At 64.7% G+C, this 11,883-nt stretch carries 14 protein-coding genes and 1 pseudogene; 1 reads left to right on the plus strand and 14 read right to left on the minus strand.

Annotated elements, in window-relative coordinates:
- From ACETMP_RS03215 to ACETMP_RS03240, 6 genes and pseudogenes are all read right to left on the minus strand, one after another.
- A complete protein-coding gene (locus ACETMP_RS03215; RefSeq protein ID WP_375161829.1) occupies positions 1 to 516 on the minus strand; it encodes a WbuC family cupin fold metalloprotein in 516 nt (171 codons plus the stop codon).
- 49 nt (positions 517 to 565) lie between these two features.
- Positions 566 to 1,232: pseudogene (locus ACETMP_RS03220) on the minus strand (class I SAM-dependent methyltransferase).
- 25 nt (positions 1,233 to 1,257) lie between these two features.
- The gene (locus tag ACETMP_RS03225; RefSeq protein ID WP_375159879.1) at positions 1,258 to 1,650 is read right to left on the minus strand and encodes an LIC12192 family sporadic carbohydrate cluster protein; all 393 of its coding nucleotides are present in this window, start codon (positions 1,648 to 1,650) and stop codon (positions 1,258 to 1,260) included.
- Positions 1,643 to 2,449 (minus strand): sporadic carbohydrate cluster 2OG-Fe(II) oxygenase, encoded by an 807-nt coding sequence (locus ACETMP_RS03230; RefSeq protein WP_375159880.1) that lies wholly within the window; start codon positions 2,447 to 2,449, stop codon positions 1,643 to 1,645. The genes ACETMP_RS03225 and ACETMP_RS03230 overlap by 8 nt, the downstream gene beginning before the upstream one ends.
- Positions 2,446 to 3,243, minus strand: coding sequence for a DegT/DnrJ/EryC1/StrS family aminotransferase (locus tag ACETMP_RS03235; protein WP_375161830.1), 798 nt, complete (start codon positions 3,241 to 3,243; stop codon positions 2,446 to 2,448). Before ACETMP_RS03235 ends, ACETMP_RS03230 begins: the two co-directional genes overlap by 4 nt.
- Complete coding sequence (locus tag ACETMP_RS03240) at positions 3,147 to 3,476, minus strand: DegT/DnrJ/EryC1/StrS family aminotransferase (RefSeq protein ID WP_375161831.1); 330 nt, start codon at positions 3,474 to 3,476, stop codon at positions 3,147 to 3,149. The genes ACETMP_RS03235 and ACETMP_RS03240 overlap by 97 nt, the downstream gene beginning before the upstream one ends.
- Here ACETMP_RS03240 and ACETMP_RS03245 point away from each other — a divergent pair.
- Entirely contained in the window at positions 3,384 to 3,578 is a 195-nt protein-coding gene (locus tag ACETMP_RS03245; RefSeq protein ID WP_375162068.1) for a hypothetical protein, read from the plus strand. The genes ACETMP_RS03240 and ACETMP_RS03245 overlap by 93 nt on opposite strands.
- Here ACETMP_RS03245 and ACETMP_RS03250 read toward each other — a convergent pair.
- The 8 genes from ACETMP_RS03250 to ACETMP_RS03285 all read right to left on the minus strand — a co-directional run bounded on the left by ACETMP_RS03250 (position 3,553) and on the right by ACETMP_RS03285 (position 11,805).
- Positions 3,553 to 4,659: a DegT/DnrJ/EryC1/StrS family aminotransferase gene (locus tag ACETMP_RS03250; protein WP_375159881.1), complete on the minus strand. Its 1,107-nt coding sequence runs from the start codon at positions 4,657 to 4,659 to the stop codon at positions 3,553 to 3,555. The two genes, ACETMP_RS03245 and ACETMP_RS03250, sit on opposite strands and share 26 nt — an antisense overlap.
- 8 nt (positions 4,660 to 4,667) lie before the next feature.
- The gene (locus ACETMP_RS03255; protein WP_375159882.1) at positions 4,668 to 5,627 is read right to left on the minus strand and encodes a transketolase family protein; all 960 of its coding nucleotides are present in this window, start codon (positions 5,625 to 5,627) and stop codon (positions 4,668 to 4,670) included.
- A 10-nt stretch (positions 5,628 to 5,637) separates the two neighbouring features.
- The gene (locus tag ACETMP_RS03260; protein WP_257195848.1) at positions 5,638 to 6,486 is read right to left on the minus strand and encodes a transketolase; all 849 of its coding nucleotides are present in this window, start codon (positions 6,484 to 6,486) and stop codon (positions 5,638 to 5,640) included.
- Positions 6,461 to 7,498, minus strand: coding sequence for an aminoglycoside phosphotransferase family protein (locus tag ACETMP_RS03265; RefSeq protein WP_375159883.1), 1,038 nt, complete (start codon positions 7,496 to 7,498; stop codon positions 6,461 to 6,463). The genes ACETMP_RS03260 and ACETMP_RS03265 overlap by 26 nt, the downstream gene beginning before the upstream one ends.
- Positions 7,495 to 8,106 (minus strand): hypothetical protein, encoded by a 612-nt coding sequence (locus ACETMP_RS03270; protein ID WP_375159884.1) that lies wholly within the window; start codon positions 8,104 to 8,106, stop codon positions 7,495 to 7,497. The genes ACETMP_RS03265 and ACETMP_RS03270 overlap by 4 nt, the downstream gene beginning before the upstream one ends.
- 5 nt (positions 8,107 to 8,111) lie before the next feature.
- Complete coding sequence (locus tag ACETMP_RS03275; protein ID WP_028137039.1) at positions 8,112 to 9,113, minus strand: NAD(P)-dependent oxidoreductase; 1,002 nt, start codon at positions 9,111 to 9,113, stop codon at positions 8,112 to 8,114.
- Between the two features lie 27 nt (positions 9,114 to 9,140).
- The gene (locus tag ACETMP_RS03280) at positions 9,141 to 10,706 is read right to left on the minus strand and encodes a PfkB family carbohydrate kinase (RefSeq protein WP_375159885.1); all 1,566 of its coding nucleotides are present in this window, start codon (positions 10,704 to 10,706) and stop codon (positions 9,141 to 9,143) included.
- Positions 10,707 to 10,788: 82 nt separating this feature from the next.
- The gene (locus ACETMP_RS03285; protein ID WP_375159886.1) at positions 10,789 to 11,805 is read right to left on the minus strand and encodes an SDR family oxidoreductase; all 1,017 of its coding nucleotides are present in this window, start codon (positions 11,803 to 11,805) and stop codon (positions 10,789 to 10,791) included.
- Positions 11,806 to 11,883: the final 78 nt, after the last annotated feature.

An 11,883-nucleotide genomic window follows, 5' to 3' on the forward strand; every position in this document is an offset into this window, starting at 1 on the left:
TCAGGCCCTCGCATCGCGGCCTTGATGTTCGATGACGAGCCTGCCGATCTGTGTGACGTAGTCGCGCACTTCGGCGGCGTCGCTGCCATCGGGGGCCCAGTCCGGAAAAGCCGTCCGGGAGGGATCGAACGGACCGGCGGTGGTTTCGTGGAACACCAGCCATTCCGAGGTGATCAGGATCGAATGAAAGACCTTCTCCGGCATGCGGTAGTAGCAACGCTTGCCCTGGCCGTAGGGTGCCATCTCGAGCACCTCGCGAATGCGGCCGTCATCCTCGAAGATCACGACCTGCGCGGTACCCTCGATGACGTGAAACGATTCGGGTTTGCCGAGATGCTTGTGGGGCCGCACATAGGCCTCCCGGTGGTGCACGATCAGCATCTCGTGCAGGCCGGATGAGGGATCGGGGTGCGTGCACAGCCGGCTGCGCAGACGCGGGTTGCCGGCGGCGATGCGTTTCAGCTCCGCGATCGTGGCGTCGTCCGCCGTGACGATGGCGTCGTCCGAATAATACACTTCGGGATTCTGCGCGCGCAGCGAGGTCGGCCGGCGCAGGCCCGTCGCCTCATTCGAAGAAGATGAACCCATGGTCGCCCCGGTACCCGCATTTGTCGTAGATCCACGCCCAGGTTTCCGGGCTGTGGAAGCTCAGGCAGGTGAGCTGCCAGTAGAGCAGATTGGCCTTCTCGCGCTCGTTGCGGAAGGATTCCACCATCAGGTATTTCGAGGCGCCGCGTCCGACGCGCTCGATCTCGGGCAGCGCGCGGAATACGTCCTCGAGGCGGAAGGTTGTGCAGCACGCCGAGCGACACCACGAGGTCGAAGCTGTGATCGGGGTAGGGCAGCTCGATGGCGTTGCCAACCTGGAGCTGTGGCCGGACCTCCTCCTTGGCATTGGCGATGCCGTACTCGGAGATGTCGATGCCGGCGATGGTGAGGCCGGGGACGAGCTGGGTGAACTCGTAGAGCAAATAACCCTTGCCGCAGCCGACGTCGAGCACGCTCATGCCGGGCTTGATGCCGTAGCGATCGATCAGGGTCTGGGCGAGCGGGCGCCAGCGTCCGTCATAGCGGTAGCCGCCATAGCCGTAGCGCCGGTCGCCGTCCCAGTAGTCGCGGCCCCATTGCCGCGCGACGGTGGCGGATTCCGCCTTGTCGTGCTCGACCACGCGCTGGACGTAGTTCCGCCTGGTCGAAGCGTGCATCGGCTGGAGCAGGTTGATCTCGCTCATGGGGCTCAACCGGTCCGCGGCATCGTCACAGGATGGTCGCGTATTTGTTGACCAGCAGGATGTCCTCGACGGCCTGGATGTCCTTCTGCGACGACAGCGTGATCTCCTCGACGGCTGCGTGGAGGTCGCAGCCTTCGCGCAGCACGCGGTCGTAGATTTCCCGCCGGCGAGCCTCGTCGGGCGGCAGCATGAAGATGCTGTAGAGAATCATGCCGCGCAGCTGCGGCAGCTCGTCGAGGATGTCCTCGAGCACCATGTAGCTGCCGGGCATGATGTGCTCGACGGCGCTGAGCAGGAATTGCAGGTTCTTCCGCCGCGCATAGTCGCGGATCACGATGTTCTGGACGTGCTGCGGGGTGCGGCTGCCGTTCAACGGCCGGGCGCCGATATAGCCGCGATGGCCGGCTCTCTCAGCCATGGAAGCCTCCCGGCAGCTTGTACTGCATGCCGACCCGCGTCGCCGGACGCAGCAGGATCGGCTCGAAGAATTCGCCGAAGCGCTTGTCGGCGTAGGGCGACATGATGCTCTTGAAGCGGCAGTTCATGCTCCACCGCGTGCCGGGCTCTTCGTTGACGCGGTTGCCGTGCATCAGGGTCTGGTTGAACAGCATCACGTGACCGTAGGGAATCTCGATGAAGGTCGCGTGCGGCTTGATCGTCTTGTAGAGTTCCTCGGCGCTGCGCAGGCTTGCCATCCGATCCTGCATCTCGCCGTTCAGCGACGGCGGCAGCAGATACATCGCTTTGGTGCGCTGCACGTCGACCAGCGGCACCCATACCACGACCTCGAACGGCGAGTCGCCCGACCAGACGTCGGAATGGGTGGCAAGCAGCGAGGAGCTGTCTCCGGGCATCTGGATGCTGAGATTGACACGGCGCTGCATGCAGAGCTCGTTGCCGACGATGGTCTCGATCGTCGAGCGCGCCAGGCGGAAATAGGTCGGCCGGAACCACGGCTCGGCATTGAGGCCGTTGAACACGTGCAGCCGCATGCCGTTGAGATCGTCCACGCTCACGCGCGTGTGGATGGTGTCGAGCATCGCGTAGGGGTCGTTGCTGTGCGGCAGCTTCAGATAGTCCGCCGCGAGCTCCGCAGCACGCCGCTGGATGCGGTCGAGCCCGGCGCGATCGTCGGCCGGCGTGGTGACGAAGCCGTCGTCGATGAAGCGCTGCGCCAGCGCCTGCTCGTCGGCCTGAAGGAAATCCGTATCCGTCATGCAAAGTACTCCCGGGCGGTCGCGCAGATATAGCTGATATCGGCGGCCGACAGGAACTGGTTGATGGGAAGCGTGAGGATCTGGTCGGCCTGCCGCTCGGTCACCGGGAACGCGCCGCGGCCGTGACCCAGATGCGCCGCCGCCGGCTGCAGGTGGATCGGGATCGGATAGTGAATGGCGGTCTCGATGCCCTTGTCGGCCAGATATTTCTGGAAGTCGTTGCGGCGGTCGGTCTGCACCACGAAGGTATGGAAGGTGTTGAACTCGATGTTGCGGCAGGGCGGAATGAACAGAGGCAGGCCTTCGAGCTCGGCGCGGTATTGCGCGGCGTTGCGCCGCCGGCGTTCGATCACCGAGGGCAGATGACGCAGGCGAATGCGCAGCACCTCGGCCTGGAGCGTGTCGAGCCGTGACACGATGCCCCACTCCTGGACGTCACTGCGGTTGATCAGGCCGTGATTGCGCAGCCGGCGGATCCTGGCGGCGAGGGCGGCGTCGGCGGTGACGAGGAAACCGGCATCGCCGGCCGCGTTGAGATTCTTCAAGGGATGGGCGGAGAAACAGCCGAACGTGCCGATGGTGCCGCTCATCCGGCCGTCATAGGTCGAGCCGACCGCCTGGGCGCTGTCCTCGATCACCGCGAGCGCGTGCTTGTTCGCGATCGCCATCAACGGGGTCATGTCGGCCATGCGCCCGGTCAGATGCACCGGCATGATCGCCTTGGTGCGCGCCGTGACCGCGGCCTCGACCGCGGCCGGATCGATGTTCTGGTCCGGCAGCACGTCCGCAAACACCGGCGTGGCGCCGACCGCGATGATCGCGGCGGTCGACGCCACGAACGAATTCGGGGGGTGATGACCTCGTCGCCGGGGCCGATGTCGAGCGCCCGCAAGGCGAGGATCAGCGCATCGGTGCCGGAATTCAGCGTCACCACATGCGGCGAGCCGAGATAGGCCGACAATTCCTCCTCGAGCTTGCCGACCGCCGCGCCGCCGATGAAGTCGCCGCGCTGGAATACACCTTCCACCGCCTGCATGATCTCGGCGCGCTCTTCCTCGAATTGCGCGGGAAGATTGACGTAACCGATGCGCCGGCGGCCGGTGTCAGCGTCCATGGCAGAATTTCCTGACGGTCTCGATGACGCGGTCCTGCTGCGCGCGCGTCAGATGCTGGTCGACGGGGAAGCTGATGACCTCCTTGGCGTGGCGGTCGGTGACCGGGAAGGTGCCGGGCGCGTAGCCGAGATGCTTCAGGCCTTCCTGCTGATACAGCGGGATCGGATAGTGGATCTTGGCCTCGATGCCGTTGTCCAGGCAGTATTTGTAAAGCTCGTCGCGGCGTTCGGCGAACACCATGTAGAGATGGTAGACGTGCTTCACGTTGGGCCGGCGTGGCGGGACGCGCAGGCCAGGCAGGCCGGCAAGGCCCGCATCGTAATAGGCCGCATTCTCGATCCGGCGCCGCGTGATCTCGCTGGTCTGACCGATCAGCCAGTTGCCGACGACCGCCTGGAGGGAATCGAGCCGTGAATTGCAGCCCAGGATCGCGATCTCGTCGCGGTTCTTCATGCCGTGGTTGCGGATCAGGCGGAGCTTCTCGTTCATACCGTCGTCATTGGTGACGACGACGCCGGCATCGCCCCAGACGTTGAGGTTCTTGAGCGGATGCAGCGAGAAGCCGGCCGCGACGCCGTGGGTGCCGGAGCGTTTTCCCGCAAACTCCGACAGGATGCCCTGGCAGGCGTCCTCGACCACGGGCAAGTTGCGACGCTTGGCGATCGCCATCAGCTTGCCCATGTCCGTGACCTCGCCGGTCAACTGGACCGGCATGATCGCCTTGGTCTTCTCGGTGATCGCGGCCTCGACATGGTCGACGTTCATGCAGAAGGAATCGTCGCAGTCGACCAGCACAGGCGTCGCGCCGGTTTCCGCGATCGCACCGACGGTGGCGATGAAGGTGTTGGCGGCGGTGATGATCTCGTCGCCATGACCGATGCCGAGCGCCTTGAGCGGCAGCTTGAGCGCGTCAGTGCCCGATCCGACGCCGATGGCGTGACGCACGCCGATCAGCTCGGCAAAGCGCTTCTCGAATTCGGCGACGGGCTTGCCAAGGGTGAAGTCACCGGTCGCAACCAGCCGGCCGATCTCGGCCAGGATGGGAGCGGGGTCGGAGAATTGCTCGAGCAGATAGGAATATCGAACGTCGTACATGTGACCCGTCAGGTGGAATGAAGTTGAGGAGCGGAGCTGCGCGGCGCCGCGAGCGCGTGCTCGATCGACGTCGCGATGGCGTTGGCGGACAGTCCGTGCTTCTTGAGCAGCGAATCCTGCGAGCCGTAATTGTGCATGAAGCGGTCCGGCAGCGACAGCCGGAGCATGGCGGGAAAGCCGGAGCCGAGCCTGTCGATCAGCGTTTCGGCGACGGCGCTGCCGAGGCCGCCGGAGGGCACGTGCTCCTCCAGCGTCGCCACGAGCTTGGTGCCGCGCACCGCCTGGAGCAGCGCCTCGGCGTCGAGCGGCTTCACCGTATGCATGTGCAGGATGCCGGCGCGAATGCCTTGCGCGGCGAGCTGGTCGGCGGCGGCGATGGCGCGCTGGAGCATGATGCCGGTGGTCACCATGAGCACGTCGCCCGGCGGCCGCATCAGGATGGCCTTGCCGATCTCGAAGCCGTGCTCGGCCTTCGAGACGATCGCGTCGCCGCCCTTGCCCAGCCGGATGTAGATCGGTCCGGTCCAGTCGAGCGTCTTCTCCATCATGCGCGCGGCCTCGTCGGCGTCGCACGGGCAGACCACCGTCATGTTCGGCAGCGCCCGCATGATGGCGATGTCTTCGATCGCCTGGTGGGTGGGGCCGAGCGGCGCGTAGACGAGACCGCCGCCATTGGCGATCAGCCGTACCGGCAGGTTGTGCAGGCAGAGATCGACGGCGACCTGCTCGTAGCAGCGGCGGGTGAGGAATGTCGCGATGGTGTTGACGTAGGGCACGAAGCCCTCCATCGCCAGACCGGCCGACATGCCGATGATGTGCGCCTCCGAAATGCCCTCGATCAGATGGCGCTTGGGAAACTCCTTGCTCATCGCGCGCAGCGTGCCGGCGCCGGGATCGGAGCCGATGTAGAGCACCCGCTCGTCGCGCGCGGCGAGCTTGTAGACCATGTTCATCGCGGTGTTGCGCATGGGGAGCCGATCAAAAATCGCCGACGGCGACGCGAATGGCGTCGAGCTCGCTGTCGGTCAGCTTGTTCTTGTGATGCCAATCGGCGTTGGATTCCGCAGCCGGCAGACCCTTGCCCTTGACGGTATGGCAGATGATCGCGGTGGGTTTGCCCGGAACGGCCGGGACCTGCTTCAGGACGGTGCGCAGCGCGCCGATGTCGTGGCCGTTTAGCTCCTGCACGGCAAAGCCGAAGCTGCGCCATTTGTCCGCGAGCGGCTCCAGCGGCAGGACGTAATCGGTCGGTCCGTAGCTCTGCAGCTTGTTGTAGTCGATCATCGCGACCAGGTTGTCGAGCCCGTGCTTGGCCGCGCCCATCGCGGCCTCCCACACCGATCCCTCGTTGATCTCGCCGTCGCCGAGCAGGACGAAGGTCCGGTAGCTGCGCTCGCGCATGCGGGCGGCGAGCGCAAGGCCGACGCCAATCGACAGGCCGTGTCCGAGCGCGCCGGTCGAGGCCTCGACCCCCGGCACCATGCCGTATTCGGGATGTCCGCCCAAGATACTGTCGGAGCCGCAGAAGCCCTCGAGCTCCGACAACGGGAAGAAGCCGCGATCGGCGAGCAGCGCATAGAGCGCGAGACAACCGTGGCCCTTGCTCAGGATGGCGCGATCGCGATTCGGATCACGCGGGTTTTGCGGGTCGATCCGCAGCACGTCGTCGTAGAGCACGCGGACCATCTCGATCAGCGACAGGGCCGGGCCGACATGGCCGCGTCCTGCGGAGCGGACGGAACCGAGGACCAGGCGGCGCAAGTAGAGACTGCGCTCGTCCAGCGTGCAGGTGAGGGCGGCTTCAGCGTGGGGTGAGATCTGGATCACGTTGGCAAATCGTTTGATGAAGCCGGCGGGCTTTGTCGAGCTGACCGGCAAGGCGGACCGTCAGATCGCCACCTTGCGCAGCCAGAGCGCGCCGGGAGCGGCTTTCGGGCAAATAGGCATTCAGGACAATCAGGCACCAAATCGCCCCGAACACAGGATACAGCACGTCACGGCGGATCGCAAACGCGTCATCCCCGGCTTCGAAAGCGCGCGAGAGCCTCTCGATCAATCGGTTGGCGCTGGCCGCGGGCAGATCGCTGCCTGGGTGAATCGCGGTGTCGGACACGAGCTTGACCGGATCGTCCCACCCGAAATATTCGAAGTCGATGAAGCGCAGCCTGCCGTCCTCGGCGCGTAGCGCATTGTGCAGCCCGAAGTCGGAGGGGCTCAATGCGCGATGAGCGGGCAGAAGGTCCGCTGCGGGATTCCGGCCGAGTTCCGCATAACGTCGACGGAGGCGTTGAACGGCGGCGGCGGTGGTGGGAACCAGGCTGCCGTCGATGAACGCACGCAAATCCGGATCATCGTCCGCGGCCCGCCTCAATCCGTCGAGGCGCTGCTCGTACTGGGCGATGGCTTGCTCGGGCGAAAAGATGCTGGCCGAGGCGTTCCGCAGGGCCTGCGCCCCCTCGGCGTCGCGCAATTTCTGCAGTTCGATCAGGAAATCGGCCAGCTGGTCGGCATCGTTCTCCCGGGGCCGCAGCACCGCCGCGTCACCGTCGAACCATTGATACAGCGCGCAGAATGCATCTGCGTCCTTTGCGATGGGCCGCGGCGTCGACGAGATGCCGTGGCGCGACAGAAACGTGAGCGCGTCGTATTCCTGTCCCAGGCGATCGCGCCCGTCGGACGGATAATGCTTGAGAGCGAGGGGCGGTCCCTTTGCCATCTCCAGCCGAAACACCCGGTTGTTGCCGCCGGAACGCGCCGGTTGAGCGGCCACGACCTGCGCGCCGGCCAGGCGGCTGCCGATTGAAATTGCATCCAGCGCGTTCAGGTCCGGCTCGCTCATGGCGCGAACACCCCGCGGCTGATGTCCGCCCAGGTCGCAATCGGCTCGCAATGGGCGGGATGAGGCGGCCGCGACTGTGTGAACAGGATCGATCGCGTCGCCTTCGGAAAATGCGGCTGCTCGAAGACGTCGACGAGATCGTCGATGAAGATATCGAGCTTCAGACTGGCGAGCCGCTCGACCTTGGCCGCCAGCGTGTCCTCGAAATAGACATTGCCCGCCGCCAGCGCCGCATCGGCGGCGTCGACGAGGCCTGCGGCTTTCAACCAGCCGCGCGCGGCCTCGCGCAAATCGACGTGGTCGGGGTCCTGATGGCCGAACTGCGTCTTGTGGCTGACGATGAAGACGCTCGCGCCGGCCTTGCGGCAGCTTGCGAGGAACTCGCGGACCCCAGGATAGATCTCGGCGCCGCCAATGCCCCTGCCGTAGACGAAGCCCTGCAGCCCCTGCCAGGCCAGCTCGCCGCCGGCACGGGACCGCAACAGGTCCCGGACCTCGCTCTTCAGCCCCTCCCAGCCCTCCGGCACCAGCCCACGCTGACGCGCGACGGCGGCAAAGACCTTGTCGTAGCAGATGATCGTGTTGTCGAAATCGATGCCGATCCGCACGCCGCTCACTTCAGGCTGATGTTCTGCATCATCTTGATGTTGAAATACCGGGGATCGTTGAGCGAGTTCGGCAGGCGGCCGGCCTTGAAGGCGTCCACGAGGCCGGACACGGCCTGCTCGATCGTGTGGGTCGGCGCAAATCCGAGCTCGCGGCGGATTTTCTCCGAGGACACGTGGTAGGAGCGCAGATCGTCGGTCGGCTCGACGGCGACGTCGACGTTGTCTCCGACCACCGACTTGACGATGTCGGCGATCTTCATCAGCGAGTGGTTTTCATAGCCGATGTTGTAGGTCTTGCCGTCGATCTTCGCGTCATCCTGCTGCAGCAGGAACAGATAAGCCGCGGACATGTCCTGGATGTGCAGATTGGGCCGCTTCTGCGTTCCGCCGAACACGCGGATGCGGCCGGTGTTGACCGCGAGGTTGGTCAGGATGTTGACGACGACGTCAAGCCGCTGCCGCGGAGCGTAGCCGCAGACGGTGGCGGGACGAACCGTGCAGGTGACGAAGCCGGGCGCGGCCTCTTCGGCGAGGTCGGTCTCGCACATCGCCTTGAACTTGGAGTAGTCGGTGAGCGGCTCGCAGGACAATTCCTCGGTCACCTCGGCCTCGTCCTTGATGCCGTAGACGCTCGACGAGGAGGCGTAGATGAAGCGCTTGACGCCGGCCTTCTTCGCCGCGCGCACCATCGGCCGGAAGCAGTCGTAGTTGATCGACTTGCCGAGCGCCGGGTCCAGTTCGAACGAGGGGTCGTTGGAGATGCAGGCGAGGTGGATCACCGCGTCGTTGCCGCGCAGGGCCTCGTTGACCGCGGCCTCATCGCGGATGTCGCCCTTGATCAGGCGCAGGTTCGGATTGTCGCGAACGGCGTTGAAGACGTCGTCACCGTACATGAAGAGGTCGAGCACCGTGACCTTGTGGCCCGCCGCCAGCAACTGGGGAACCAGCACGCTGCCGACATAGCCGGCGCCGCCGGTGACCATCACGTTCCATTTCCGATCAATCACTGTCGTTCTCCAGATTTTCCGTTCGCGTTACTTCAACAACGCGGTGACGAACTTGACCAGCGGTGCCTTTTCGACCGAGTTGCGGTGACCGACGATGCCGACCTTGATCGCGCCCGCCGCATTGCCGATGAAGGCGACGTCCTCGATGTTGCCGCCGGCCGCCACCAGCGGCGCCGTGATCGTCAGGAAGGCATCGCCTGCGCCGACCGTGTCGACCACCGTCTTGGTGAAAGCGGGCACACGCGCGACGCCGGTCTTCGACGAGAAGGGGTAGCAGCCGAAGGAGCCGTGCGTGATGATCATGTTGTCGCAATCGATCTTGCGGTGCAGGTTGTCCTCGATCACCGATGCGATGTCGCTGAACTTGTCGGTGGCGGCCAGCCGCGCTTCCGGCGCGTCGATGCAGATGTAGTCCGCCCGCGGATATTTCGTGATCAGGTTGTAGCCGTGGTTGCCGCTGTTGCTCTGGGCGTTGACCGCCAGGAACTTGGAGTTCGCGATCAACGCCTCGATCGTGCTGGACGCGATCATGCCGTGACCGAAATCGGTGACGATGACGACGTCCGCGGCGCGCACGCGCTCGGTGGTGACGCGGTCGATCTCCTTGCGCGTGGTCTCGTCGAGCGGCGTGTCGTCCATCGTATAGACTTCGAACAGCTTGTGCAGATAGCCCATCTCGACGTAGCGCAATTTGCGGGTCGTCGGACGGCCCTGAATGCGGATCGGCGTCAGCGTGACGTTCGGGCGGACATGCGCGCGAATGAACTCTTCAGGGTAGTCGTTGCCGCCCAGCGTCGTGACGATCTCGACCGACTTGCAGAAGCTCGCGACGTGGTTGGCCGCTGCAATGACGCCGCCGGCGAATTGCTCGCCGTTCCTGAGCAGGGTGGCGACGATGTTCTCCTTCGAAGCCTTCCCGAGCGCCGTGACGTATTGGTATTCGTCGATGATGGTATCGCCGACCAGCACGACGTGCATGTCCTGGATCTTGTCGATCAGCTTCAGCAGCCGCTCGGCGCCGCCGCCTTCGCGCACCTTCTGCAGGTAGTCGCGCAAAGGTGGATCGTAGATGTCGAAGTAGCGGTTCAGAAGCGACGACGAGCTGAAGGTCACGTCGCGCGTGAAGACGATTCGCCCGCCATGACGTTCGACGGCCTCGCGCTCGATGGCGATCTTGCCGGTGACGTCGTCCTCGGGATTCTCGTAGTCCGAGCCCTTCACGTAGATGTCGGGGCGCACGGTATCGAGCACCGGTTCGGCGCTGGAGGTCTGGTTGATGCCGACCCAGTCGACCGTGCCGAGCGCGGCCAGCATCTCCGCGCGCATGTTCTCCGGGAAGATCGGCCGTCCAGGTCCCTTGTTGACGAAACGGTCGGCGGTGATCGTCACGATGACCACGTCGGCCTCGTTGCGCGCCGCCAGGATGTGCCGGACGTGGCCGAGATGCACCAGATCGAACACGCCGTGGCAGAGCGCGACGGTCAGGCCCTTTGCCTGCGCGGCACGCGCCATCTCGCCGAGCTCCTCGATCGTCCTGATCTTGTCGTGCGGGGCCGGATGGACGGCCGGCTTGTCTGTCTGAGGATTAGCCATGTGAATTACCCAAAGCGCCGGTAGGTCTCAGATGGCCGCCCGGAAATGATCGAATCGCGGCAACGATATCCCGCGCACCTGTTCAAGAGCTTGCCTTCTGGGCCGAGCCGCTGTCGTCACCGAGATATTTGAACCAGTCCTTGGTGGCGTCGGCGATCTTGTCGACCGTCCACAGCGGCGCGTCCTTGTACTGATCCATCGATTTCAGCATCGTCGCAACGCCGTCCTCGAATTTCACCTTCGGCGTCCAGTTCAGGACCCGTTTGATCTTGGTAATGTCGGCGTAGGTGCAATCGGGCTCGCCCGGACGTTTGGGGATGTGGACCTTCTCGCCGCCGAGAAGCTCGACCAGCCGGTTGACGCTGTAGGTGTTGTCCGAGCCGACGTTGAATATCTCGTGCGAGATATCGGAGCGCGCGGCGGTCACGAAGGCGTCTGCGACGTCGCTGACGAAAGTGAAGTCGCGCGTCTGTTCACCGTCGCCGACCACCGTAAAGGGCTTGCCGGCGAGCTTCTGCGCCATGAAGACGCCGAACACGGCACCATAGGTGCCGGTGGTGCGATGGCGCGGCCCGTACACGTTGAACAGGCGGAGCGCGACCGCGGGCAGCTTGTAGACCTGGCACCAGTGCATGACGCACTGCTCGCCGAGATTCTTGGTAAGCGCGTAGGGGTACATCGGCCGGATCTCGGCGCTCTCCGGCGTCGGGTAGGCGTCGGGAATGCCGTAGCAGGACGACGATGCGGCATATACGAAACGGCGGACGCCGGCGTGCCGGGCCGCCTCGAGAACGTTGACCGTGCCGTCGACATTGGCGCGATGATACGGGATCGGGGACTCGATCGAGGGAACGATGTCGGCCAGCGCCGCGAGGTGGAAGACCCAGTCGATACCGTGGAAATACGGCCTGATCGAGTCGAGGTCGGTGACGTCCGCCCGCACCACCTTCAACCGGCTCGAATTGGCGCGCGAGGCCAGATTTTCCGGGCGGCCGATGACGAAATTGTCGAGCGCGACGACCTCGTGGCCATCGTCGAGGAGGCGATCGACGAGGTGACTTCCGATGAAACCTGCGCCACCAGTGACAATGCATTTCATGGGGAACATCCGTGACGCGAATGCCCAGCGAAACAGGCCGGCCAATGTTGAGTGAAACCCGAAAGCCGACTATCAGCC

Origin of the sequence: Bradyrhizobium dasycarpum (assembly GCF_042019905.1) — a bacterium.
GTDB classification, from domain to species: Bacteria; Pseudomonadota; Alphaproteobacteria; order Rhizobiales; family Xanthobacteraceae; genus Bradyrhizobium; species Bradyrhizobium japonicum_B.

Coding starts and splice junctions, on each gene's coding strand:
- ACETMP_RS03255 (WP_375159882.1), bottom strand. CDS start 5,627: ATGCGCAACACCGCGATGAACATGGTCTACAAGCTCGCCGCGCGCGAC.
- ACETMP_RS03225 (WP_375159879.1), bottom strand. CDS start 1,650: ATGGCTGAGAGAGCCGGCCATCGCGGCTATATCGGCGCCCGGCCGTTG.
- ACETMP_RS03245 (WP_375162068.1), top strand. CDS start 3,384: ATGCGGCGAGCCGAGATAGGCCGACAATTCCTCCTCGAGCTTGCCGAC.
- ACETMP_RS03230 (WP_375159880.1), bottom strand. CDS start 2,449: ATGACGGATACGGATTTCCTTCAGGCCGACGAGCAGGCGCTGGCGCAG.
- ACETMP_RS03285 (WP_375159886.1), bottom strand. CDS start 11,805: ATGAAATGCATTGTCACTGGTGGCGCAGGTTTCATCGGAAGTCACCTC.
- ACETMP_RS03280 (WP_375159885.1), bottom strand. CDS start 10,706: ATGGCTAATCCTCAGACAGACAAGCCGGCCGTCCATCCGGCCCCGCAC.
- ACETMP_RS03265 (WP_375159883.1), bottom strand. CDS start 7,498: ATGAGCGAGCCGGACCTGAACGCGCTGGATGCAATTTCAATCGGCAGC.
- ACETMP_RS03250 (WP_375159881.1), bottom strand. CDS start 4,659: ATGTACGACGTTCGATATTCCTATCTGCTCGAGCAATTCTCCGACCCC.